This window comes from Bradyrhizobium sp. LTSPM299 (assembly GCF_000938235.1).
Lineage (GTDB): Bacteria > Pseudomonadota > Alphaproteobacteria > Rhizobiales > Xanthobacteraceae > Bradyrhizobium.
This window is the reverse complement of the sequence record NZ_JYMU01000043.1, coordinates 139,726-161,078: the sequence shown is the minus strand read 5'-3', so window position 1 is coordinate 161,078 and position 21,353 is coordinate 139,726. Positions and strand designations below refer to the sequence as shown.

Genomic DNA, 21,353 nt, shown 5'->3' with positions numbered 1-21,353 from the left:
TCCTCATCATGAGGCGACGCCGATGCTCTCAGAGAAATTCATTGTTCTGCTGGAAGCCGTTATCAGATCCCAAGGACATGTTTATCCGGACGGAAGCCCGCGGGTGGTAAGCAACTCTCCGCACGTCCCTGTGAAGCTGCCTGCAAAGTAGCACACGAAGCAGGCACCGAAACAAACCGGCCTCACCTCCTGTCATTGGACAAAGGGGATTCGGCTATGTCTGACGACCTTCATTTTGCGGATTTAGCAGAGGTATTGAAAGACGCTCACCTTCGGCGATCCGCTGATTTGGGCAGGTGGTTGAGGGAGTTCTTCCATAGGCGGCGCGAGGAAAGAATGGCCCGCGATCAAGAGCGAGCGCGCGCCTTGCCGCAGTCACAGAGCGGTCTCACGACGTAGGCTTTGCCCGCTCTCTGATCCAGTGCACATTTGCAGCTCAGAGGTTGAGTTATCGTCGCATCTACGATGCTCCGCTCGTGGAGCCGAACCGGGGGTTGAAAATGGCCGCAATCGCAAAAGCCCTCTTCCGTGTGTCGCACATCGATGGCGATGTCGAAACGTTCAAGACGCTGGTCATTTTTTGCGGTGTCGGTTTGTTGGTGTCTCTGCTCTTCGCAAGCTACGGGCTGGATTTGAGCGCCGGATTTTTTTGACGGAAAAAACGCCCTTTCAGCAAACACTCAGATTTGCCTCATTGGCGAAACTTGGAGGTCGCAATGAATGCCGTCGCAAGCGTTCTTTCCCGCGGACGGGGTCCTTCCGCCGACGAAGCGCTAAAGATTCTTGTAATTTGCGGCGTCGTCTTAGCCGTTTCGTTGCTTCTGGCAAGCTTGTCTGCCCATGTAGGACCAGCGCCGAGCGCCGTTGGCCTCGATGTAATGAATTGGATATGAGTCTCTGGATTCGGCGGGCTCCCATTCGCGCGCGCGTCACTCCCTTACGGGCGAGCGGCGGCCTTACAGGTCGGCCCCGCCCCGTTCACATCTAAGCTATCTGGCCCCGTCTCAAAGCTAAATCTCGTTGGCAGTCACTCAGCGCTTCGGAGGCGTGGCGTCGATCTCGAGAGCGAAATGAACGACGTCGACATCACGGCGCACGGCCCTCCCGCCCGCCTTGTAGTCCACCTTGTGCCGGGACACATGGTGGTCTTGACCGCCGATTTTATGCGCTTTTCCAGGCACCGCGAATGCGTTCGCAAATTAGTCCATCGGTGTGGTAGGTTCATTGTGAGCGCGATCGGGCCTGAAACGCTGGCCATTGGGTTGTGGAGCAACCGAAGCGATGGGTGAAATTCGCGATTTCAAGTCCGGGAAGCCCGGCAAGCCGCCGCCCGATGATGCGGTGCCGCGGCGTCTTGCCGCGATTGTTGCGGGCGATATCGCCGGCTACAGCCGGCTCATGCAGCTTGATGAAGAAGGCACGCATAGCCGCGTCAAGCGGATCGAGCGCGATCTAATCGAGCCCACCATTGCCGAGCACCACGGCAGACTGGTCAAGACCACTGGCGACGGATTCATCGCAATATTCGACAGTCCGGTCGAAGCTGTCCGGTGCAGCATCGTGATTCAGCAAAATCTGATCGGCCGCAACGCGGCGATGCCGAGGGACTACTGGATCGAATACCGGATCGGAGTCAACCTCGGCGACGTCATCATCGAGCCCGACGATATCTACGGCGATGGCGTCAATGTTGCTTCGCGTTTGGAAGGGATTGCGGCGCCGGGCGAGGTCTTCATCTCCGGCGGCATCTACGAGCAGATCAAGCACAAGCTGGTCTGTGGATACGAGTCGCTCGGCGACCGCAAGGTCAAGAACATTACCGATCCCGTCCGGGTGTATCGCGTGCTGCCAGATGCCGCCGCCTTCCACAGGACGCGCAAGCGTCGTGAGACTGTTCTGATCACGTTGCTCGGGTTGGCGATCGCAATCATCGCCGGCGGCGCGCTCTGGTACATGCTGGTGACACCGCGCGGCAAGTTAACCGACGTGGCGCTATTGCCGCCCTCGTCCCCCGCACCGGCGTCATCGCCCGACGTCAGGCAGCCAGCGCCAAGCCTGGCACCGAGCGTTATTCCAAGTCCGGCGCCGACGCTCGCCGGGCAGCAATCGTCTCCCCAACCGACACCTTCCGCGAGCTCTGCGCCTGCGCAAGCTGCGTCCGTGCCGGAGCCCGAAATGCTGACACTCCAAGGCGGCAGCTATTCGATGGGAAGCAATGACGATGCCTCGGAGCGGCCGATCCACAAGGTGACGGTCAAACCCTTTGCCATGGGTAAGTACCCGGTCACCGTGCGCGAATGGAATATCTGCGCGGCGGCCAAGGTATGCGGCTTCACGGCGGCCGGAAAGGATGATGTTCCGGTCACGAATGTGAGCTGGAGCGATGCCAAACAATATGTGGCATGGCTCGCCGACCGCACCAAAAGGGCCTACCGGCTTCCGAGCGAAGCCGAATGGGAGTATTCGGCGCGCGGCGGAACGCAAACCAGATATTGGTGGGGCGATCAGATGCAATCGGGCAACGCAGGCTGCAAGGATTGCGGCGGCGACGGCAGCGCCGAACAGCCGGTCAAGGTTGGCAGCTTCAGGCCAAATCCGTTTGGCCTCTACGATATGGGCGGCGGGATCGATCAGTGGGTCGAGGATTGCTGGCACAGGAATTACCAGGGGGCGCCTACTGATGGTTCGGTTTGGGCCGGTGGCGACTGCGCCTCGCATGTCATCCGCTCCGGCTCCTGGAAGAACGATGCACGCTATGTGCGTCCGGCCAATCGCGACAATTATGACACCAACGTTCGATATCCGACCCACGGTTTCCGAGTCGCTCTGTCGCCTTAGGGCAAAATGGTTTTGGGGAGAGGCTGATGAAAGAGTTTGCACGCTTGATCCTGCTTGCGGTTGCCGTGGCGTTGCTCGCGGACCCCGTCCACGCGCAAGGTAAGCCGGCGCCACAGGACGCGAAGGTGTACTTCGTCTGGCCGCACGACGGAGCGACCATCAAAGGCGCGTTCTGGTGCCGCTTCGGCCTGCGTAACATGGGTGTCACCCACGCCGGAGACGACTATCCGAACAGCGGCCATCACCATCTCCTGATTGACGTGAACGAGCCGCTTAATCCGAATGAACCGATTCCGTCGGACAAATCACATCAGCACTTCGGCGCGGGCCAGACTGAAACCCGTATCGAACTGCCGCCCGGCAGGCACACGTTGCAGCTGGTGCTGGGCGACGCCAAGCATTATCCATTTAACCCACCGGTCGTTTCCGAGAAGATCACCATCGCGATCAGATAGACCGATACAGTCAGCCTCCTGTGCGAACCGCGGCTAAGGTCGATCCTGCCACGAGATCAGGACGCTTGCGCCACGGGTCAGTTGAAGGCAATGACGTTCGACCCGAAGGGGTGGCGTGGCTACAGGATTATTCAGCGAAGACGGAATGACGCTCTATCCTTGTGGTCAAGCGGAGCCAAATCTGCGCACAGCAAAGCTACTGCGCGTCCAGATCGGGCAGGCATTCTACGACTTCGACCTAGCGAAGGGCCAACCGGGGCCAACGTTCGAGCCCTTCCGTTCCGGTTGGACTTCCGATCTCACCCCGACACCACGCACGGCTGTAACAACGATTAACGACCCGGCTTTACTCCGTCACCTATGTTGATGCGTGCGCTGGGTAAACTGCTGATTCAGGATAGGACGCGTGTAACACTCGCGAGATTGGCGACTCTCGCCCCCCTCGCCGGCCGGCAGCTTATCGATGCAATCGACGACTATGTCGAAAAACTCACCGGCGATCGCCGTTCGCTCCATTCGCAGAATCACGGTATCGGTGGAGGATGAAGTACGCCGAGCCTCGCCCTTACGCCGATCCGGAAAAGGCTGCACGCCGATTGCTGGAGCATGCCAACGCCTTCGAGCCGATTCAGGACGGCCGGATCTACATCGAGGTCATCAACGGCAAGATGTTGTTCGGGGATAAGGCGACCGCGGCGGAATACTGGGCTGGCCTGCAATTCGCGATCTCGCACGGCTGGCTCGAGTATCACGAAAGCGGAACCTTCGTGAAGTTCACCCCCGCCGGCGCGGACCTGTTTGCCTGACACCGTCGGTTTGGAACATTGCCGCCCTCTCAGAGTCGAATCCCTGCTCTCGGTCACCCCAATCCAACCAAGCCCACCGAGAGAAAACCTGCCCAAACCAGGTTGGCGGCCTTCGGCGTATCTTCCCCCGCCGGAGGTCGTTTTGCGTGAGCGGCTTGGCGCGCAGGAGGATGAAAGTTGCTCACCCCGGAATTCTCTCGGAACCTTACGGACGCCTGAAACTTGAATCCCCCGTTCCGGGCAGGGAACCAACAGGGGAGTGAAATGGAACGGCGTCGGGTAAAGCACATTCAATCGCTGGAAGAACGACTAGCAGAGCAAGCCCGAGAATTGCGCGAACGCGCCAGACGTCTTCCGCCGAGCGCCGAACGAGAAGAGTTGCTTCGTCGGGCACGGCACAACGACGAAGCTGCACATATGTCCGAATGGCTGGCCACGCCGGTACAATCGCTGAGGTGACGGCGCCATGGAGGACCTGAAGGCCAGTGCGAAGAAGCTTCACGCCGAAGCCGAGTTTGCGGACCGGATTGCCACTAGCTCGACGGACCAGCAGAAACGCGAACTATATGAGCGCCTGGCGGCCCATTTCAGACGACTGGCTGCAGAAATCGAGAAGGCTATGTCGGATCGGCGGGAGTAACGGGCCGCCTCAGTTGGCGGCCTCTTTCATTAGTATGGCGAGGCTTCCGGTCTCTGGCTATCTTCCCAGCATGCCCATCCGGAGAAAGCCTCTCGAGATCCCGCCCGCGGCCGCCCGGCAGTTCGTGGCCGACATGCAGGCTTATCACGCCGAACAGGATGTCAACCGCCGAGACGAGATCGCTGCCGGCAAGCGTCATATGCTCCTGGACCACATGCCCAGTGGCACCAAGCTGCGGGTGACCGAGGTCAAGGAGCTGTTCGAGCTGATGAGATGTACGCAGCGTATCGCCTGCATCGAGTTAGATTGGCTAGAAGGCGACGAATTGGATAAATGATGGTAGGCCTCTTCGGAGGTCTTCTTTAGAGAATGAATGCGCACGTTGCTCATACTACTGTTGCTGACAATCTCGGCTTACGCTGGAGAGCCGACCTATCACGCTCAGAGCGACAAAGACCTGATGAACCAGCCCTATCTTTAGACGGGCGGATGCTGGAGTTTTATCGGCACGGCATGTACCGCATCGACAGTCTTGCCGATGGCAAAGAGCTTATGCACGGAGCTTACAGCCTGTTCGGCGACGTGGTGACACTTGATCCGGACACCACCAGACAAATAAGTTGTCGCTATTCCTTCGACCTTGCAAACCTTAAACTTCAAGGCTGCGCTTATGAGGGTTGGTGGAAGGCTGCGAACACAAAGTGACGTGTAGTGCGCAAGTCCCCCTGAGGAGGGCTTATTCTTACCTTCTACTCCGCGAGTGTCCCTTGAACGAACTCTGCCGGAGCCACGGTCTAGGAGAAGGCTCTCTTCGGAGGGCTTTTCAATGCAACAAATAGAGCAGAAGCCGCGGGACCAGCAGGAGCGCCACGACGATAAAAATCGCCGCCAGGATGGCGAGCCAACCTTTGGCGTCGAAATCAAAACCGGTCCATTGAATTTGAGGTGGTGCACAGCGGAATCCTCCATTTAAAAGTCATGGAGAACTCTCGAATCACCAAGGGGTATGGGGACACAGATTCGCGGGTCGCGCAACGCACCGTCAACCGTCTCCACACTCGCGCTGGATTCGATAAGAGGTGCGATAATTTAAGCTGTGTTTTGCTGTGTGTGCATGCTTGCCTGGCTAGCAAGCTACCATCGATGAACGGCCAGGATCATGCCAACCACAACAACGGCGGCGGCGATACCGGCTATCCGCATGGGTGCCGAACTTGGCTTCCCAGGCTTCGGCGTTAGCGTGAATCCGCCACATAATTTCACAGTTAGGGCGCCGCTCTGTCGCACGAACTCTTTCTCTCGCCTCATTGGGTGTCAATCTGGGATGTCGGCGAAAGGACATCCCATGGCCGACAAGTTTCTCATTGTATTTTTTACGACCGTTGCGCTCACGCTTGTGTGCGGCGCCGTAGCGACGTGCATTGCCTTCACGGGCCATGAGCCATCGCCCCCGATGATGACTGAGCTTTACAACACGGCTCTCAAGGGGTTCACGGCTGGCGTCGGTGCAATCATCGGCCTCGTCAGCGGCTCCAAGCTGACATGAACAGCAAAGAAGGGGGCTCAGGCGTTGAGCTCGGGGCCATGCCCGCCCCTGAGTCTGCCGTCGCTTGCGAATATCGGCGGGAACTGCCAAGCACCGGAACGTCAGAGGAACGGCTTCTGGCCCGGTGGGGACTTCGGTGGGGACTTTTTCCCGGAATCCCCCGGTATTTGCCCAAATCTGTTCTGATTCCGTACCGAAGGGCAATGCGCCAAGAATGCAAAAAGCCCTGCTACTGCAGGGCTTTTTTTGGTCGGAGCGAGAGGATTTGAACCTCCGACCCCTAGTCTCCCAGACTAGTGCGCTAACCGGGCTGCGCCACGCTCCGATGCCGCTCCATTAGCCGCGATCCTGTGTTCGCGCAAGGCGGCAGGTCCTCCGCGATGGCCACAATTGCTACCCCGGGTCCGCGCCCAACAGCGTGTATTGGACCAATGCGGCCGCGATTTCGGTTCACATCTCCCTTGAGAGAGGTCGGCGCGCAGCGCCGGGTGATGAGCGGACTACGATCTCTCATCGGTACTGCGGCCCCTCACCCGACTTGCCGCGCGAATCGACCTCTCCCCGCTGGGCTATCGCACATGGCGATCGGCCGCGTCCCATAGTTCGTCATGTCCGAGCCCCGGCCATGACGACGTGGAAACGTCAGTTGCAGAATTCCGCAAATGCCACAAGCGATAGCCTGCGGCGAGTGGCGCTTGCATGATTTCGGAATAATGGAAGAATGCCACTGATTTGCCCGACGTGTCAAGTTGCCGTGTCGAGCGCCGGCAGCGGCCGGCTACTTTGCATGGGGTTGTTTTCGATATTTTGGCTGGGGAAAGAGGTGAATCTCCGTGGCCGCCTCAGTTCACCCTACCCCTGGCCGTCCTTCATCGCCGCATCGAGCAACTGCCGGCAGGCGACCAGGTCCTGGAGCGCGCGTTCGAGGCGCTGGCGGTCGGCGGCGGCTGCTGCCCGCGCCGGGGCGGCGGCAGGTGCCTTGACTGGTGCTTTCGCCGGCTGGAGGTGGCTCTTGTAGGTCGACAGGATGGCATCCTCGTCGGTGTCGACGAAGCGATAGTCGATGCCCTTCTCGTCGCCGTCGCCCTCCTCGCCGTCGAGATCGAGGCCGTCGGTGGCCTCGGAATCGTCGGGCTCCTGCATGCTGTGGCCGACGGCCTCCTCGACCGCGCCGAACGAGACGGCCGCGCTCTGGTCGGCGATGCCCTGCACCGACTTGATGCCGTGCTCCTTCAGGATTCGCTGCACGCCGCGGATCGTATAGCCCTCGCCGTAGAGCAGCCGGCGGATGCCCTTGAGCAGGTCGACGTCATCAGGGCGGTAATAGCGGCGTCCGCCGCTGCGCTTCATCGGCTTGATCTGCGCGAAGCGGGTTTCCCAGAACCTCAGGACATGCTGGGGAATGTCGAGTTCGTCAGCGACTTCGCTGATGGTACGGAACGCATCCGGCGCCTTGTCCAAATGCCTGCTCCTCTGAGGTTAAGGATCAATCGTCCTTGCTGGCGTCGCCATTGGTCGGCGTCTGGCCGTTGATCCGCTGTTTCAGGATCGCCGACGGCTTGAACACCATCACCCGGCGCGGCGAGATCGGCACTTCGGTGCCGGTCTTCGGATTGCGACCGATACGCTGCCCCTTCTTGCGCACCATGAAGGAGCCGAACGATGACAGCTTCACCGTCTCGCCCTTCTCCAGGCAATCGGTGATCTCTTTCAGCACAAGCTCGACAAACGCCGACGATTCGGTGCGCGACAGGCCTACCTTCTGGTAGACCGCCTCGCACAGATCGACGCGTGTAACTGTTTTCCCGGTTCCGTTGGTCATCGCCTGCCCCGCACTCTCGGCGAACAATTTCTTGACTGAAATTAAAAGCTTAGCACGCAATGGTCAACAGTGACGACCGTACATAGGCATGAAAGAAGCTGGCAAAATGTGAGCGATTTTGAGCGATCCGCTCACCAGCGCACGAGCGCCGAACCCCAGGTGAAGCCACCGCCCATCGCCTCGAACAGCACCAGATCGCCCTTCTTGACCCGGCCATCCTTCACGGCGACCGACAGCGCGAGCGGGATCGAGGCGGCCGAGGTGTTGCCGTGCTGGTCGACCGTCAAGACCACCTTCTGCGGCGCAATATGAAGCTTGTGGGCGGACGCGTCGATGATTCGCTTGTTGGCCTGGTGGGGAATGAACCAGTTGATGTCGTCAGCGGTGAGGCCGGTGGCGTTAAAGGCGTCGACGATCACGTCCGTAATCATGCCGACCGCGTGCTTGAACACCTCGCGGCCCTCCATCCGGAGATACCCGACCGTCTTGGTCGAACCGGGACCGCCGTCAACGAACAGCTTCGACTTGTGCCGTCCGTCGGAGCGCAGGTGCGTGGTCAGCATGCCGGGATCGGCGATTGTCCCGGCGTGCGGCTGGGCCTCCAGCACGACCGCCCCGGCTCCGTCGCCGAACAGCACGCAGGTGCCGCGATCGCTCCAGTCGAGGAGGCGCGAGAAGGTCTCCGCACCGATCACCAGCGCCCGTTTGTGGGCGCCGGCGCGCAGGAAATTGTCGGCGGTGGTGAGTGCAAAGACGAAGCCGGAGCACACCGCCTGCAGGTCGAAAGCCACGCCGTGGTTGATGCCGAGCGCATGCTGAACGGCCACGGCCGTGGCGGGAAAGGTGTTGTCGGGCGTCGAGGTCGCCAGCACGATCAGGTCGATCGTCTGCGCGTCGATCTGGGCATGGGCGAGCGCGGCGAGCGCAGCCTTGATCGCGAGGTGCGAGGTAAACTCGTCATCGGCGGCGATATGCCGCTGCCGGATGCCGGTGCGCTGCACGATCCAGTCGTCCGACGTGTCAATTCGAGCAGCCAGTTCGGCATTGGTCAGAACCCGCTCCGGCAAATAAGAGCCGCAGCCCAGCACGACCGAACGTATCGCAGTCACGAGACAGCCTCCTGCGCGGCCTGCGTCTGCACCAGCGCACTGCCATCGCGATTAAGCATCTGATTGATCTTGGTGAGGAGATCGAGGTGGGCCATCTCATAGCCAACATCGACCGCATAGGCAAAGCCTTCCGCGCTGATGCCGCCATGGCTCTTGACCACCACGCCCTTCAGGCCAAGCAGCACGCCGCCGTTCGACTTGTTGGGATCGAGCTTGTCGCGCAGCTTCTGGAATGCGCCGCGGGCAAACAAATAGCCGATTCGCGCCATCCAGCTCGAGGTCATGGCCTCGCGCAGAAGCGTGAACATCTGGCGTGCCGTCCCCTCCGCGGTCTTGAGCGCAATGTTGCCGCAAAAGCCCTCGGACACGATCACGTCGGCGTGCCCCTGACCGATCCCGTCGCCCTCGACGAAGCCGATATAGTTGAATTGGGTCGAGTTCATCGCGCGCAGTATCTCGGCCGCATCGCGGATTTCCTCGTGGCCCTTGATGTCCTCGGACCCGATATTGAGCAGGCCGACGGTCGGCCGTTCGAGATTGAACAGCACGCTCGCCATTGCGCTGCCCATCACGGCCAAGGTCGCCAGATGGCGGGCGTCGCCGCCGATCGTGGCCCCGAGGTCGAGCACCACCGAATCGCCGCGCAGCGTCGGCCAAACCGCCGCGATTGCCGGGCGGTCGACGCCGGGCAGCGTCCGCAGATTGAGTGCCCCCATCGCCATCAGCGCGCCGCTGTTGCCGGCGGAGACCGCGACATCGGCCTTTCCATGTTTCACGGCATCGATCGCCAGCCACATCGAAGAGGCCCTGCGGGTCCGCCGCAGCGCCTGGCTTGGCTTCTCGTCCATGCGAACGGTGACGTCGGTATGGATCACCTTCGACACTGCCTTGAGTGCAGGATGCTTGGCGAGCTCAGGCTCGATCTTGGCCTGGTCGCCGAAAAGCAGGAACTCGCTGTCGGGGTGGCGGCTCAACGAGATCGCAGCACCGGGAACGACGACCGATGCGCCGGCATCGCCACCCATGGCGTCAAGCGCGATTCGAACCTTTTTAGGCATGAATGTCCCGGAAACCTACTCTCCCACAGCCCCCTCAGACGAAGGCCGCGAGCTTGAAGTCACCGCCATCAAAGGCGCGCGGCGAAACGCCATGTCGCATTCCGGCCGGGCCGCGACAATACCGTGTCCGCTGTCCGACACAACCTTTTGACCGCCTTTTGACCACTGGCAGACACGTTGGCGGAATTCCCGCGAAACGCGACTGCATAATTACATAAAAACACAATAATTCAACAGGTTAATGACACTACTTGAAGTGAGAACGATGACCGCTCATGCGCTAAAGCAGCAGCATCGTCCCCTCAATTATCGTCCTTGTTGCCGTTCGGCTTCTTGCCCGCCTTCTCCTGCAGCGCTTTCAGCGCGGCAAACGGATGATCCTCCGGATCAACGACTTCAACCGCCTGTTCAAAGACGGCGTCCGGCTTGCGCGGATAGGGATCGACGCCGAGAAACAGCGCGTCGGTCGCAAGCCGGCCGATATCGATGAAGCCGTTCACGATCGGCTCGGGCGGGTCCGGCGTGTCCTCGTCGCTGTCCTCCGCCTCGTCGACCAGATCGGCCATCTGCGGAATCTGCTCAGGCGGTGCGAAGATCAGGTCGATCCGCTCGTCGATGTCGTTCTCGATCGGATCGAGCGTCACCACGCAGGTCTGCCCGACCCGCGCCTGCACCCTGCCGGTGACGTGGACGCGCCCGTCGCGCTTATTCGGCATGAGGTCGAATGCCGCATGCGCCGATATGACCTCACGTAGCTCGGCGATGTCGGCGGTCGCCTTGCGCACCGTCTCGTCCGCCTTGATCTCTTGATGCAGCCCTGTCTCGGGGATCTGAGCCACGGTGACGAGAACGCGCCAGGGATCACGTGATGGATCACGCGAGGCACCGGGCCGCTTTGTCGTGTCGCCACTCATGCCGGGGCAGCCGCGGTCTGGAGCGCAGGAAAGCTCCACGCGCCCTGCTTCAGCGCGGCCGCGTCGGCGCGCGCCAGCGCCGTGACTGCGTGCCTGGCATAGGCGGCGAGCTCACGCGCCTTGTCGATGTTGGCGCCATTGAGGATGTTCTTGCAGAACGACTGCGCCAGCGCCTCGTCGCTGTCGGTCAGCGCGAGATCATAGGCCGCAGTCCGGCCATAGAACGCCTCGCCGAAGGCCTGCATGCGCTTGGGCACCGTGAGGTCGCCGACGCCCATCTCGCGCAGATTGTCGTCCATGTCGGTGCAGAAATGGTCGAACAGCGCCTGGGATAGGTCCGAACCGGCCTCAACGGATTTAAACCGCCGCAGCACCAACCAGAGATGCATCAGAAGCAGGTCAAAACGGCCATTAACCGTGTCCGGAACGCCCAAGTCCCGGTAAAACAACGGTTCTCGTGCCTGCGTCACGATCATGCCATAGATGGTCTCAATGGTGCCGCGCGGGGGCACCTGGGGTTTTCTGAAGTGATTGAACGGCCAAAGCATGCTGGGTTCCGGCTGCGAGCTCTAAAGGTGCGACAATGAGGGTTCGCCTGTTGGAGGCTCGGCTATATTGCAATCCATTGAGCTGCCCGGTACGTCAACGCCTCGCGCGATGCAAGGGGACGGATCAGTTCCGCCGATGACCGAAACCAGTCCAAGACAGCCCCGCGTGGCCTCCGCGCGCAGCCTATTCTCGCGCGTCCGTACGGTTGCTGCAATCGGCCTCGTCTGCGCCGTGCTCGGCGCGTGCACCGGCGAGCAATTCCAGAAGGGCTACATCCTGCCCCCGGGGGCGCTCGAGCAGATTCCGATCGGCGCGAGCCAGGATCAGGTGCTGATCGTGATGGGCACCCCCTCCACCGTCGCCACGCTGGACGGCGAGGTCTTCTACTACATCTCGCAGCGCGCCTCTCGCCCGGTCGCCTTCATGAACCAGCGGGTGGTCGACCAGCGCGTGATCGCGGTCTATTTCGACAAGAACCGGCAGGTGCGCAGGCTCGCCAATTACGGCCTGCAGGACGGCAAGGTCTTCGACTTCATCAGCCGCACCACGCCGACCTCGGGTCAGGAAATTTCGTACATCACGCCGCTGCTCAAGCTGCTCAGCTTCAACTAGCGACAGCTATCCCGGAGCGCACGGCCGCGCACGATCCCGCCGTCTGCGAAACGACAATTTGTGATTGTGTGTGAGATCATTCACACGTGCATCGCCATCCTCCCTGCTAGGACGGCTGCGAGCCGGACGCAACGGCTCTCACCGCCATCAATTCAGCAGGAGATACGTCATGGTTTTTTTTTGGAGCAGAACCTTTCGATAAGGCGCAAGTCGTCTATGTCTGGACCGGCTTGCATTCGCCGGGCTTCTTTTCCGTCACCGTCGAGGGGCACGCCCCGAATTTTACATCCGGCATCCAGCTCGTCCGCGACGAGCAATGGGTCGGCGGTCTGGCCATCAAGGTCATGGGGTGGACAGGACCGCTTGGCAAAGGCACCAAGCCATACAAGGTCCATGGTTCCTTCCCTGGGTCCTACCTCAAGGAAATCGTGGTGATCGGCAGCAACAAGCACGAGGTCGTCAAGGTGACCGAGATTCCGTTCACCACGGACGAAGCGTTTGCCAAGAACGCCGACGCGCTGGTGTAACCGCAACTGATTTGCGCGAAGTCGCCCGCTTGCCGGATTCGCTTCCCGAAATGATCGCAACGCTGCTGCCCGCGCCCCTGACTTTGGTGCGGGCAGAGTCATGTGGCGCCGGGGCCTGACGTCGAAAGAAGAATCCAGGCGCACTCCCCGGCTGCGCCAGTTCGCCGCATGCCCGGAACGCATGCGCTCCCCTACCGTCGCGCTCAAGCAAGACCTGCGCAGGGGACAAACGCATGACTAGCAGGAGATTTTCCCGCCGTACGGTGTTGTCGGGCGCAGCCGCTTTGTCGACTGCTTCGATCCTGCCGCGCGCGAGCCTTGGCGCCGCCGACTGGCGGCCGACCGAAACGGTGCGGGTGATCGTACCGGCCGCAGCCGGCGGCTCGACCGACGTGATGGGGCGGCTGCTCGCCGCGCATCTGCAACCGATCTGGGGCCAGTCGGTGGTGGTCGAGAATCGCTCCGGCGCCGGCGGCACCATCGGCACGGCGGAGGTGGCGCGCAGCAAGGGCGACGGCCATACCATCCTGATCGGCAATCCCGGCCCCAACGCGATCGCCTACAGCATTTTCAGGAATCTGACCTACAGGGCCGATCAGCTCCAGCCGGTCTCCAACATGATCAGGATCCCGAACATCGTCTCGGCGCATCCGACCACCGGCATCAAATCGATCCCCGAATTGATCGCCTATCTGAAGCAGAACCCGGACAAGCTCACCTACGGCTCGTCCGGCACCGGGCAGAGCCCTCACCTCACCGGCGCCTGGTTCCTGCAGCTCACCGGGCTGAAGATGACGCACGTGCCGTTCCGCGGCGCCGGTCCCGCGCTGCAGGCCGCGCTCGCCGGCGACATCCAGATCCTGTTCGACAATCTCTATCCGTCATTGCCGCAGGTGCAGGACGGCAAGCTCAACGGGCTCTGCGTCACCACGCCCGAACGCAGCGCGTCGGCACTGAGCCTGCCGGCGATGCGTGAGACCGCGCCGGAGCTCGCCAAATTCGACGTCTCGTCCTGGTTCGGCGTGCTGTTGCCGAAGCCGACGCCCGCGCCGGTGCTCGATGAGCTGAACCGGCAGATCAAAGCGATGCTGGAACGCGACGACGTCAAGAAAAGCATCGCCGGCATGGGTGCGAAGGGCGACTACGGCACGCCGCAGCAATTCTCGGATTTCATCGCGGCGGAAACCACCAAGTTTGCAGCCATCATCGAGAAGGAAGGCTTGCAGATGGAGGTGAAGTAACAGGCTCTGTCACCACCTTTCCGGAGCAGGCTAACGCTACGAAGACTTGTTGATCTTCTTGATCTTGGCGTCGGTTGCTTCAATTGACGTCGCCAGTTCCAGGATCGCCTTCGACAGTAGCTCGATGGCCTCCTTCTGATCCTGCGACTTGGAGGCGCGAAGCGCATAGTTCCGTGCGGATGAGAGCGACATCGATTGATCTCCGTTTTGCTCGCGTCTGGTTGTCGGCGGATATCGTTGGCGGAAAGCCGATCAATTCGGCAATACACCGAACGAAGTCCATGCAAAACAAAAACCCCGCGGCTTGCACCGCGGGGATTTACATTCGTTGGTGTCGCGCCGCTTAGTGCGCCAGAATCGCCAGCAGCAGCAGCGCCACGATGTTGGTGATCTTGATCATCGGGTTCACTGCCGGGCCCGCCGTATCCTTGTAGGGATCGCCGACGGTGTCGCCCGTCACCGCGGCCTTGTGGGCGTCGGAGCCCTTGCCGCCGTAATGGCCGTCCTCGATGTACTTCTTGGCATTGTCCCAGGCGCCGCCGCCCGAGGTCATCGAGATCGCGACGAACAGACCGGTGACGATGACGCCGAGCAGCATGGCGCCGACCGCGGAGAACGCCGCCGACTTGCCGGCCGCGCCGCCGCCCGCGATCGCGTAGATCACGAAGTAGACGAAGATCGGCGACAGCACCGGCAGCAGCGACGGGACGATCATTTCCTTGATCGCCGCCTTGGTCAAAAGGTCGACCGCCTTGCCGTAGTCGGGTTTGTCGGTGCCCTGCATGATGCCGGGCTTCTCGCGGAACTGGCGGCGTACTTCTTCGACGATCGCGCTGGCGGCGCGGCCGACCGCGGTCATGCCCATCGCGCCGAACAGATACGGCAGCAGGCCGCCGAACAACAGGCCCACCACGACGTAGGGATTGTTGAGCGAGAAGTCGGGCAGCACGCCCTGGAAGTAGGGATACTTCGTGGCATTGGCGATGAAGAATTTGAGGTCTTCATTGTAGGCCGCAAACAGCACCAGCGCGCCGAGACCGGCGGAACCGATCGCGTAGCCCTTGGTCACCGCCTTGGTGGTGTTGCCGACCGCGTCGAGCGCGTCGGTCGACTTGCGCACTTCCTTCGGCAAACCCGCCATTTCGGCAATGCCGCCGGCATTGTCGGTGACCGGACCGAAAGCGTCGAGCGCGACCACCATGCCGGCCAGCGCCAGCATCGTTGCGGTCGCGATCGCGATGCCGAACAGGCCGGCAAGGCTGTAGGTGACGAGAATGCCCGCGATGATTACCAGCGCCGGACCCGCGGTGGACTCCATCGAGATCGCTAGACCCTGGATCACGTTGGTGCCGTGACCGGTGACCGAGGACGCCGCGATCGACTTCACCGGACGATAATCCGTGCCGGTGTAGTATTCGGTGATCACGATGATCAGCCCGGTAACGACAAGGCCAACGACGCCGCACTCGAACAGCGCCATGCCGGTGTACTTGACGCCCTCCAGCGGACCGAAGCCGATCAGCCAGTTGATCACGCCGGCGACGCCGAACAGCGACAGCACCCCGGTCGCGATCAGGCCTTTGTACAGCGCGCCCATGATCGATTGGCTCGCGCCTAGCTTGACGAAGAAGGTGCCGGCGATCGAGGTGAGGATGCAGACGCCGCCAATCGCGAGCGGCAGCGTCATCATGTTCACCAGCAGCGGCGAGGTCGCAAAGAAGATCGCGGCCAGCACCATGGTGGCGACCGCGGTCACCGCATAGGTCTCAAACAGATCGGCCGCCATGCCGGCGCAGTCGCCGACATTGTCGCCGACGTTGTCGGCGATGGTGGCCGGGTTGCGCGGATCGTCTTCGGGAATGCCGGCTTCGACCTTGCCGACGAGATCGCCGCCGACGTCAGCGCCCTTGGTGAAGATGCCGCCACCGAGACGGGCAAAGATCGAGATCAGCGAAGCGCCGAAGCCGAGCGCGACCATCGCGTCGACAACCGTGCGGCTGTTGGGGGCGAGATCCAGATAGTGCGTGAGGAATGCGAAGTAGATGGTGACGCCGAGCAGCGCCAGACCAGCTACCAGCATGCCGGTGATGGCACCCGCCTTGAAGGCAAGCTCAAGTCCGCCGGCCAGCGACGTGGTCGCCGCCTGGGCGGTGCGGACATTGGCGCGCACCGAGACGTTCATGCCGATGAAGCCGGCCGCGCCCGACAGGACGGCGCCGATCAGAAATCCGACCGCGACCAGCATGCCGAGGAAGTAGGCCAGCACCACGAAGATCACTATGCCGACGATGCCGATCGTGGTGTATTGCCGGCGCAGATAGGCCTGCGCGCCTTCGCGCACGGCGGCCGCGATCTCCTGCATCCGCGCATTGCCCGCGTCTGCGCTCAATACCGATTGCGTCGCCCAGATTGCGTAAACGATGGAAAGCGCCCCGCAGAGCACAATCGCCCATAATGCTGTCATGTGAATTTTGCCTCAGATCCTTGATGTAACCCCCGCGCCTTTTTTTGCCGTTGCGGCAGGCGCTTATTCATGAGGATCATCCCTCCCCAAAAAGGGATGGCCTCAAATCGGGCGCGACCTTGCCAAAATCGTTACCGCTGTGCAACGCTACCTAAGGCCGAAAACGCCGATATCGGCAGCTATTTAGAGGGAAAATCGGGGGCACTGGCCGGAATTCCAGACGGAGTTCTAGAAATGGCTGTAGGACAGCCGCTTCAGCGCCAGTTCCCTGCCCTGTGCGTCGAGAAAGCTTGGCGGCGACGAACCTGCGATCAGCCCGCCGATCGCCGTCACCGCGACCCCGGCCTGCCGCGCCTCCCGGGTGAAGGCATCGATGCGGTTATTCGGGATCGCGCACAGGATTTCGTAGTCGTCGCCACCCGCCACCAAAGTCTCGATGCCGATCACCTTGCGCGCCAGCAGCGCCGATGCCGCAGGCGACAGCGGAATGCTCTGGACGTCGATCACGGCGGTGACGCGGGAGGCCGCGCAGAGCTTCGCGAGGTCGCCGGCAAGACCGTCGGAGACATCCATCGCCGCGCTGGCATAATTGCGGACGATTTTGGCGAGGGCATTGCGCGGCTGCGGCAGGCGGTAGCGCGAGGCCAGCATCTCCTTCGCCGCATCATCGCCGGCGAGCGCCGCGGCCACGGGTCCGCCGGTCAGCACATCGAGGCCGAGCGCGGCATCGCCGATAGTGCCTGTCACCACCACGCGGTCCCCAGCATGCGCGCCGGAGCGATGGACCATCCGCCCCTCCGGCACCCGACCGAAGGCCGTGATCGAGATCATCAGGGGCCCCGGCGTCGACACCGTGTCGCCGCCGAGCAACGGGCAGCCATAGCGCGCGGCGTCCTCGCCCAGCGCCTGCGCGAACGGCTTCAGCCAGGCTTCGTCCGCGCCGCGCAGCGCCAGCGTCAGCACGAAGCCGGCAGGCACCGCGCCCTTGGCGGCGATGTCTGAGAGATTCACCCGCAGCGCCCTGCGCGCCAGCGTCTCCGGTGGATCGCCGGGAAGGAAGTGGACGCCCTCGACGATCGCGTCGGTCGTGACCACGATGTCCTCACCGGCCCCCTTCAGGGCGGCAGCGTCGTCGTCGAGATTGAAGGCGCCCGGATCGGTCGCCAGCGGCCTGAAATAGCGCGCGATGAGGGAGTCTTCGCCGGAGAGGTTGTCTTGACGATCTGTCATGGAGCGCGCCGTACCCTCATTTGTCATCGCCCGGCTTGACCGGGCGATCCAGTACGCCGCGGCAGTTGTTGTCTATCATAACCGCCGCGGCGTACTGGATCACCCGCATGCGCGGGTGATGACAGCGGAGTGCGTGGCTCAGCTCCGCACAAACTCATCGGCGCGGAACTGGCGCGCGATCTGGTCGAGCACGGCGTTCACCATGCCGGTCTCGTCCTTCTCGACGAAGGCATGCGCGACATCGACATATTCGGAGACGACCACGCGGCCCGGTATGTCCTTGCGGTGCTCGAGCTCGTACGAGCCGGCGCGCAGCACGGCGCGCAGGATCGCATCGATCCGCTGCAACGGCCAGCCCTTCTGCAGGGCGTCATCGATCAAGGGATCGAGCCTGGCCTGGTCGCGCACCACGCCGGATACCACGTCGCGGAAGAACGCGGCCTCGGCCGGCAGGTATGTCTCGCCCTCGACCTCGTTGCCAAGCCAGTGGCTCTCGAACTCGGCGAAGATGTCGTTGATCCCGGCGCCGCCGATATCCATCTGGTACAGCGCTTGTACGGCGGCGAGCCTCGCGGCGCCGCGCCGGTTGGCTTTCTTGTCAGGGCCTTTGGCCGGCTTCTTGTTCTCTGCCATGGTCAGGCCTTTGCCAGCCGGCGTTTGATGCGCAGCATCGCCAGCGCCGCGCGCGCCGCGTCGCCGCCCTTGTTCAATTCGCTGGCGCGCGCCCGCGCCCACGCCTGCGCATCGGTGTTGACGGTGATGATGCCGTTGCCGAGCGGGAATTTCCTGGTGACCGAAAGGTCCATCAGCGCGCGCGAGGATTCCATCGAGACGATCTCGAAATGGATGGTATCGCCGCGCACCACGCAGCCGAGCGCGATCGCCGCGTCATAGGGATTGCCATTCGCTGCCGCCGCATCGATCGCAATTGCGATCGCCGCCGGAATCTCAAGCGCGCCCGGCACCGTGATCAGGTCGTGGCTGACGCCCGCGGCCTTCAGCTCCGCCAACGCGCCCTCCAGCATTGCATCCTGGATGTCGTCATAGAATCGCGCCTCGACGATCACGACGCGTGCGCCGGAAATGTCGGTCTGGTCCTTCAGGGGTGCGCGCCGCGCGTCAGCCATTACGTATCCATTTCATTCTGGTACCGGCGCGTTTTGTAGTCGCCATGGGTTGTTAAGCCAAGCACGAATGCTCTCGCCGCCGTCATTCCGGGATGGTCCGCAGGACCAGACCCGGAATCTCGAGATTCCGGGTTCGATGCTAGCGCATCGCCCGGAATGACGGCTACGCCGTCACTTCATTTCCGACAGCCGCGCGGCGTAGCGGGCCATCAGGTCGACCTCGATATTGACGTCGCTGCCGGTCTTCCAGCCGCTCAGGGTCGTCACTTGAAGCGTATGCGGGATAATCAGCACCGAAAAGGTCACATCGTCGACCGTATTCACGGTCAGCGACACCCCGTCCAAGGTCACCGAGCCCTTGGCCGCGATGAATCGTGCGAGTTCGCGCGCGGATTTCAGCTCGAAGCGCGCCATGTCGGGCAGGTCGTCACGCTTGACGATGCTGGCGATGCCATCGGCGTGGCCCGCCACGATGTGGCCACCGAGCTCGTCGCCGATCTTGAGCGCGCGCTCGAGGTTGAGCCTGGTTCCCGTAACCCAGTGCCTGGCCGTCGTCATGCCCAGCGTCTCGGCGGCGGCATCGACGTCGAACCAGGTCTTGCCGCCTGATGTGCCTGACGCGACCACCGTGAGGCAGACGCCGTTGCAGGCGATCGAGGCGCCATCCGCGATCGTGGTCTGGTCGTAGTCGCAGGCGATCCGCATCCGGTGCAGCTGCCCCTGCGCCACCGGTTTCAGGCTGCTGATCTCACCGATATCGGTGACTATTCCGGTAAACATTTACGCACGCTCATAGATGTTCAAACTGTCATTTCCGAGCGCCTCGCTAGCACGAAGCCGGAAGGCCGGCGACTGCGTGATTGCGGCCAGCGGCAATGCGTGCAGCGCGGGAACGCCGTCGGTGCCGATCGTATCAGGTCCACGCAACAGCCAGATTTCGTCGACGAGACCGGCTGTCAGGAAAGAGCTTGCCACCCTGGCTCCGCCCTCGACCAGAAGCCGCGTGATGTTCTTCTCCGCCAGCGCGTGCAGCACATCAGGCAGATCGAGCCCGGGTGGGGTGGTGGTCGAAGCTATGCGGATCACCTGCGCGCCGGCGGCGCCGAGCTTCATCGCGGCAGGCGCCTCGGCAAAGTCCGAAGTCATCACCCAGAGCGGCGTTTCGCGCGCGGAATGCACCAGGCGGCTGTCGCCTGAGATTCGCAGCACGCGGTCCAGCACCACCCTCACCGGCGAACGATCAGCCATGCCCGGCAGGCGGCAGGTCAAAAGCGGATCGTCTGATTTGACCGTGCCGATCCCGACCAGGATCGCGTCGCACTGCGCGCGCAGCAGATGCACGCGGGTCCGCGCAGCCTCGCCCGTGATCGCGACCGGCCGGTAGCCGGCAGCGGCGATCCGCTCATCGGCCGACACCGCAAGCTTGAGGATCACGTGCGGGCGCTTGTCGCGGATGCGTCGAAAATGCCCGGCATGGTCGCGCGCGGCCTCCGCGGCGCACTGCCCGACATCGACCGCGATACCGGCGGCACGCAGCTTCGCATGCCCCCGCCCTCCAACCTCCGGATTGGGGTCCTCGATCGCGGACACAACGCGGGCAAGACCGGCGGCGATCACGGCATCCGCACAGGGCGGCGAGCGGCCGAAATGCGAACAGGGCTCAAGCGTCACATAGAGCGTGGCGCCGCGGGCAGCGTCGCCGGCGCGCCGAAGCGCTTCCACCTCGGCATGCGGGCGTCCGCCCGGCTGGGTCCAGCCGCGGCCGACGATGACGACGCCATCCTTGACGATCACGGCGCCGACCGCCGGATTGGGCCAGGTCCGCCCCTGCCCGCGCTGGCCGAGCGCCAGCGCAAGCTGCATGAAGCGCAGGTCGGCCGCTTTCGCGTCCCTGGACTTCTGCGCGAACTGGTCTTCCAGTATCCGGAAGATCATTTTCGCAACGTTGCGACCCGCGGATCCTCTTCGCCGGTCAGTTCGTCGAGCACCGCCTCGAAATCCTTCGCCTCGCGGAAATTGCGATAGACCGAGGCGAAACGCACATAGGCGACGTCGTCGAGCTGGCGAAGATGCTCCATCACGATCTCGCCGATCGCCTCCGAGGATATCTCGGCCTCACCGCCGCTTTCGAGCTCGCGCACGATGGTGGAGACCATCTTCTCTACCCGCTCGGAGTCCACCGGGCGCTTGCGCAGGGAGATCTGCAGCGAGCGCACCAGCTTGTCGCGGTCGAACGGCACGCGCCGGCCGTTGCGCTTGATGACGGTGAGTTCGCGGAGCTGCACCCGCTCGAAGGTCGTGAAACGGAAATTGCAGGCGATGCAGACGCGCCGCCTGCGGATCACGGCGGAATCCTCGGTCGGACGCGAGTCCTTCACCTGCGTATCAAGACTGTTGCAGCTCGGACAACGCATC

25 protein-coding genes and 1 tRNA gene are annotated in these 21,353 nt (G+C 62.4%); 11 read left to right on the top strand and 15 right to left on the bottom strand.

The genetic code is table 11. The features are described 5' to 3' along the window. Positions 1–500: 500 nt before the first annotated feature. From UP10_RS45360 to UP10_RS21670, 8 genes are all read left to right on the top strand, one after another. Positions 501–653, top strand: a complete 153-nt coding sequence (locus UP10_RS45360) for a hypothetical protein (RefSeq protein WP_197086778.1) — start codon at positions 501–503, stop codon at positions 651–653. Positions 654–1,281: 628 nt separating this feature from the next. Then, positions 1,282–2,838, top strand: a complete 1,557-nt coding sequence (locus UP10_RS21695) for an SUMF1/EgtB/PvdO family nonheme iron enzyme (RefSeq protein ID WP_044589302.1) — start codon at positions 1,282–1,284, stop codon at positions 2,836–2,838. A 26-nt stretch (positions 2,839–2,864) separates the two neighbouring features. Next, positions 2,865–3,293, top strand: coding sequence for a DUF4399 domain-containing protein (locus UP10_RS21690; protein WP_044589301.1), 429 nt, complete (start codon positions 2,865–2,867; stop codon positions 3,291–3,293). 542 nt (positions 3,294–3,835) lie between these two features. After that, complete coding sequence (locus tag UP10_RS21685) at positions 3,836–4,099, top strand: hypothetical protein (protein ID WP_044589300.1); 264 nt, start codon at positions 3,836–3,838, stop codon at positions 4,097–4,099. Between the two features lie 466 nt (positions 4,100–4,565). Next, positions 4,566–4,739: a hypothetical protein gene (locus tag UP10_RS45355; protein ID WP_197086875.1), complete on the top strand. Its 174-nt coding sequence runs from the start codon at positions 4,566–4,568 to the stop codon at positions 4,737–4,739. Positions 4,740–4,809: 70 nt separating this feature from the next. Then, on the top strand, positions 4,810–5,076 hold the full coding sequence (locus tag UP10_RS43205) for a hypothetical protein (protein WP_197086874.1): 267 nt from the start codon (positions 4,810–4,812) through the stop codon (positions 5,074–5,076). A 152-nt stretch (positions 5,077–5,228) separates the two neighbouring features. Then, on the top strand, positions 5,229–5,444 hold the full coding sequence (locus tag UP10_RS21675) for a hypothetical protein (protein ID WP_044589298.1): 216 nt from the start codon (positions 5,229–5,231) through the stop codon (positions 5,442–5,444). Between the two features lie 640 nt (positions 5,445–6,084). Next, positions 6,085–6,285 carry a hypothetical protein gene (locus UP10_RS21670; RefSeq protein WP_044589297.1) on the top strand — a complete coding sequence of 67 codons (201 nt, stop codon included), beginning with the start codon at positions 6,085–6,087 and terminating at the stop codon, positions 6,283–6,285. Positions 6,286–6,532: 247 nt separating this feature from the next. On the opposite strand, the gene UP10_RS21665 is transcribed toward UP10_RS21670, so the two are convergent. From UP10_RS21665 to UP10_RS21635, 7 genes are all read right to left on the bottom strand, one after another. Then, positions 6,533–6,610 (bottom strand) — tRNA-Pro (locus UP10_RS21665). Between the two features lie 527 nt (positions 6,611–7,137). Then, the gene (locus UP10_RS21660) at positions 7,138–7,746 is read right to left on the bottom strand and encodes a MerR family transcriptional regulator (RefSeq protein ID WP_044589296.1); all 609 of its coding nucleotides are present in this window, start codon (positions 7,744–7,746) and stop codon (positions 7,138–7,140) included. A 25-nt stretch (positions 7,747–7,771) separates the two neighbouring features. Continuing rightward, positions 7,772–8,107 carry an integration host factor subunit alpha gene (locus UP10_RS21655; protein WP_044542496.1) on the bottom strand — a complete coding sequence of 112 codons (336 nt, stop codon included), beginning with the start codon at positions 8,105–8,107 and terminating at the stop codon, positions 7,772–7,774. Positions 8,108–8,238: 131 nt separating this feature from the next. Next, positions 8,239–9,216, bottom strand: a complete 978-nt coding sequence (locus UP10_RS21650) for a beta-ketoacyl-ACP synthase III (RefSeq protein WP_044589295.1) — start codon at positions 9,214–9,216, stop codon at positions 8,239–8,241. Then, positions 9,213–10,274 carry a phosphate acyltransferase PlsX gene (plsX, locus tag UP10_RS21645; RefSeq protein WP_044589294.1) on the bottom strand — a complete coding sequence of 354 codons (1,062 nt, stop codon included), beginning with the start codon at positions 10,272–10,274 and terminating at the stop codon, positions 9,213–9,215. Before plsX ends, UP10_RS21650 begins: the two co-directional genes overlap by 4 nt. A gap of 302 nt (positions 10,275–10,576) precedes the next feature. Then, positions 10,577–11,188 carry a YceD family protein gene (locus UP10_RS21640; RefSeq protein WP_044589293.1) on the bottom strand — a complete coding sequence of 204 codons (612 nt, stop codon included), beginning with the start codon at positions 11,186–11,188 and terminating at the stop codon, positions 10,577–10,579. Next, a complete protein-coding gene (locus tag UP10_RS21635) occupies positions 11,185–11,736 on the bottom strand; it encodes a ubiquinol-cytochrome C chaperone family protein (RefSeq protein WP_044589292.1) in 552 nt (183 codons plus the stop codon). The genes UP10_RS21640 and UP10_RS21635 overlap by 4 nt, the downstream gene beginning before the upstream one ends. Positions 11,737–11,872: 136 nt before the next feature. On the opposite strand from UP10_RS21635, the gene UP10_RS21630 reads away from it, so the two are divergent. The 3 genes from UP10_RS21630 to UP10_RS21620 all read left to right on the top strand — a co-directional run bounded on the left by UP10_RS21630 (position 11,873) and on the right by UP10_RS21620 (position 14,117). Beyond that, positions 11,873–12,349 carry an outer membrane protein assembly factor BamE gene (locus UP10_RS21630; protein ID WP_044589321.1) on the top strand — a complete coding sequence of 159 codons (477 nt, stop codon included), beginning with the start codon at positions 11,873–11,875 and terminating at the stop codon, positions 12,347–12,349. Positions 12,350–12,579: 230 nt separating this feature from the next. Beyond that, a complete protein-coding gene (locus UP10_RS21625) occupies positions 12,580–12,876 on the top strand; it encodes a hypothetical protein (RefSeq protein WP_197086873.1) in 297 nt (98 codons plus the stop codon). Positions 12,877–13,109: 233 nt separating this feature from the next. Then, positions 13,110–14,117 carry a Bug family tripartite tricarboxylate transporter substrate binding protein gene (locus tag UP10_RS21620; RefSeq protein WP_044589290.1) on the top strand — a complete coding sequence of 336 codons (1,008 nt, stop codon included), beginning with the start codon at positions 13,110–13,112 and terminating at the stop codon, positions 14,115–14,117. A 36-nt stretch (positions 14,118–14,153) separates the two neighbouring features. Here the strand turns inward: UP10_RS21620 and UP10_RS45350 are convergent, their stop codons facing one another. The 8 genes from UP10_RS45350 to nrdR all read right to left on the bottom strand — a co-directional run bounded on the left by UP10_RS45350 (position 14,154) and on the right by nrdR (position 21,352). Next, positions 14,154–14,309 carry a hypothetical protein gene (locus UP10_RS45350; protein ID WP_197086872.1) on the bottom strand — a complete coding sequence of 52 codons (156 nt, stop codon included), beginning with the start codon at positions 14,307–14,309 and terminating at the stop codon, positions 14,154–14,156. A gap of 151 nt (positions 14,310–14,460) precedes the next feature. After that, the gene (locus UP10_RS21615; RefSeq protein WP_044589289.1) at positions 14,461–16,581 is read right to left on the bottom strand and encodes a sodium-translocating pyrophosphatase; all 2,121 of its coding nucleotides are present in this window, start codon (positions 16,579–16,581) and stop codon (positions 14,461–14,463) included. Positions 16,582–16,809: 228 nt separating this feature from the next. Further along, positions 16,810–17,811, bottom strand: coding sequence for a thiamine-phosphate kinase (thiL, locus tag UP10_RS21610; protein WP_044589320.1), 1,002 nt, complete (start codon positions 17,809–17,811; stop codon positions 16,810–16,812). A 138-nt stretch (positions 17,812–17,949) separates the two neighbouring features. Next, positions 17,950–18,444 (bottom strand): transcription antitermination factor NusB, encoded by a 495-nt coding sequence (nusB, locus tag UP10_RS21605; protein WP_044589288.1) that lies wholly within the window; start codon positions 18,442–18,444, stop codon positions 17,950–17,952. A gap of 2 nt (positions 18,445–18,446) precedes the next feature. Then, on the bottom strand, positions 18,447–18,938 hold the full coding sequence (gene ribH / locus UP10_RS21600) for a 6,7-dimethyl-8-ribityllumazine synthase (protein WP_044589287.1): 492 nt from the start codon (positions 18,936–18,938) through the stop codon (positions 18,447–18,449). Between the two features lie 171 nt (positions 18,939–19,109). Further along, positions 19,110–19,718, bottom strand: a complete 609-nt coding sequence (locus tag UP10_RS21595; RefSeq protein WP_044589286.1) for a riboflavin synthase — start codon at positions 19,716–19,718, stop codon at positions 19,110–19,112. Continuing rightward, complete coding sequence (ribD, locus tag UP10_RS21590; RefSeq protein WP_044589285.1) at positions 19,719–20,873, bottom strand: bifunctional diaminohydroxyphosphoribosylaminopyrimidine deaminase/5-amino-6-(5-phosphoribosylamino)uracil reductase RibD; 1,155 nt, start codon at positions 20,871–20,873, stop codon at positions 19,719–19,721. Next, entirely contained in the window at positions 20,870–21,352 is a 483-nt protein-coding gene (nrdR, locus tag UP10_RS21585) for a transcriptional regulator NrdR (protein WP_044542510.1), read from the bottom strand. The genes ribD and nrdR overlap by 4 nt, the downstream gene beginning before the upstream one ends. Position 21,353 lies beyond the last annotated feature (1 nt).

Excerpts from the sequence above, each read along its gene's own strand:
- nusB (WP_044589288.1), bottom strand. The coding sequence starts at position 18,444 with ATGGCAGAGAACAAGAAGCCGGCCAAAGGCCCTGACAAGAAAGCCAAC.
- UP10_RS21675 (WP_044589298.1), top strand. The coding sequence starts at position 5,229 with ATGCTGGAGTTTTATCGGCACGGCATGTACCGCATCGACAGTCTTGCC.
- UP10_RS21635 (WP_044589292.1), bottom strand. The coding sequence starts at position 11,736 with ATGCTTTGGCCGTTCAATCACTTCAGAAAACCCCAGGTGCCCCCGCGC.
- UP10_RS21670 (WP_044589297.1), top strand. The coding sequence starts at position 6,085 with ATGGCCGACAAGTTTCTCATTGTATTTTTTACGACCGTTGCGCTCACG.
- UP10_RS21695 (WP_044589302.1), top strand. The coding sequence starts at position 1,282 with ATGGGTGAAATTCGCGATTTCAAGTCCGGGAAGCCCGGCAAGCCGCCG.
- UP10_RS21615 (WP_044589289.1), bottom strand. The coding sequence starts at position 16,581 with ATGACAGCATTATGGGCGATTGTGCTCTGCGGGGCGCTTTCCATCGTT.
- UP10_RS21685 (WP_044589300.1), top strand. The coding sequence starts at position 3,836 with ATGAAGTACGCCGAGCCTCGCCCTTACGCCGATCCGGAAAAGGCTGCA.
- nrdR (WP_044542510.1), bottom strand. The coding sequence starts at position 21,352 with ATGCGTTGTCCGAGCTGCAACAGTCTTGATACGCAGGTGAAGGACTCG.
- UP10_RS45350 (WP_197086872.1), bottom strand. The coding sequence starts at position 14,309 with ATGTCGCTCTCATCCGCACGGAACTATGCGCTTCGCGCCTCCAAGTCG.
- UP10_RS21630 (WP_044589321.1), top strand. The coding sequence starts at position 11,873 with ATGACCGAAACCAGTCCAAGACAGCCCCGCGTGGCCTCCGCGCGCAGC.
- UP10_RS45360 (WP_197086778.1), top strand. The coding sequence starts at position 501 with ATGGCCGCAATCGCAAAAGCCCTCTTCCGTGTGTCGCACATCGATGGC.
- UP10_RS21640 (WP_044589293.1), bottom strand. The coding sequence starts at position 11,188 with ATGAGTGGCGACACGACAAAGCGGCCCGGTGCCTCGCGTGATCCATCA.
- thiL (WP_044589320.1), bottom strand. The coding sequence starts at position 17,811 with ATGACAGATCGTCAAGACAACCTCTCCGGCGAAGACTCCCTCATCGCG.
- UP10_RS43205 (WP_197086874.1), top strand. The coding sequence starts at position 4,810 with ATGCCCATCCGGAGAAAGCCTCTCGAGATCCCGCCCGCGGCCGCCCGG.
- UP10_RS21595 (WP_044589286.1), bottom strand. The coding sequence starts at position 19,718 with ATGTTTACCGGAATAGTCACCGATATCGGTGAGATCAGCAGCCTGAAA.
- UP10_RS21690 (WP_044589301.1), top strand. The coding sequence starts at position 2,865 with ATGAAAGAGTTTGCACGCTTGATCCTGCTTGCGGTTGCCGTGGCGTTG.
- UP10_RS45355 (WP_197086875.1), top strand. The coding sequence starts at position 4,566 with ATGGAGGACCTGAAGGCCAGTGCGAAGAAGCTTCACGCCGAAGCCGAG.
- UP10_RS21655 (WP_044542496.1), bottom strand. The coding sequence starts at position 8,107 with ATGACCAACGGAACCGGGAAAACAGTTACACGCGTCGATCTGTGCGAG.
- ribH (WP_044589287.1), bottom strand. The coding sequence starts at position 18,938 with ATGGCTGACGCGCGGCGCGCACCCCTGAAGGACCAGACCGACATTTCC.
- UP10_RS21620 (WP_044589290.1), top strand. The coding sequence starts at position 13,110 with ATGACTAGCAGGAGATTTTCCCGCCGTACGGTGTTGTCGGGCGCAGCC.
- plsX (WP_044589294.1), bottom strand. The coding sequence starts at position 10,274 with ATGCCTAAAAAGGTTCGAATCGCGCTTGACGCCATGGGTGGCGATGCC.
- ribD (WP_044589285.1), bottom strand. The coding sequence starts at position 20,873 with ATGATCTTCCGGATACTGGAAGACCAGTTCGCGCAGAAGTCCAGGGAC.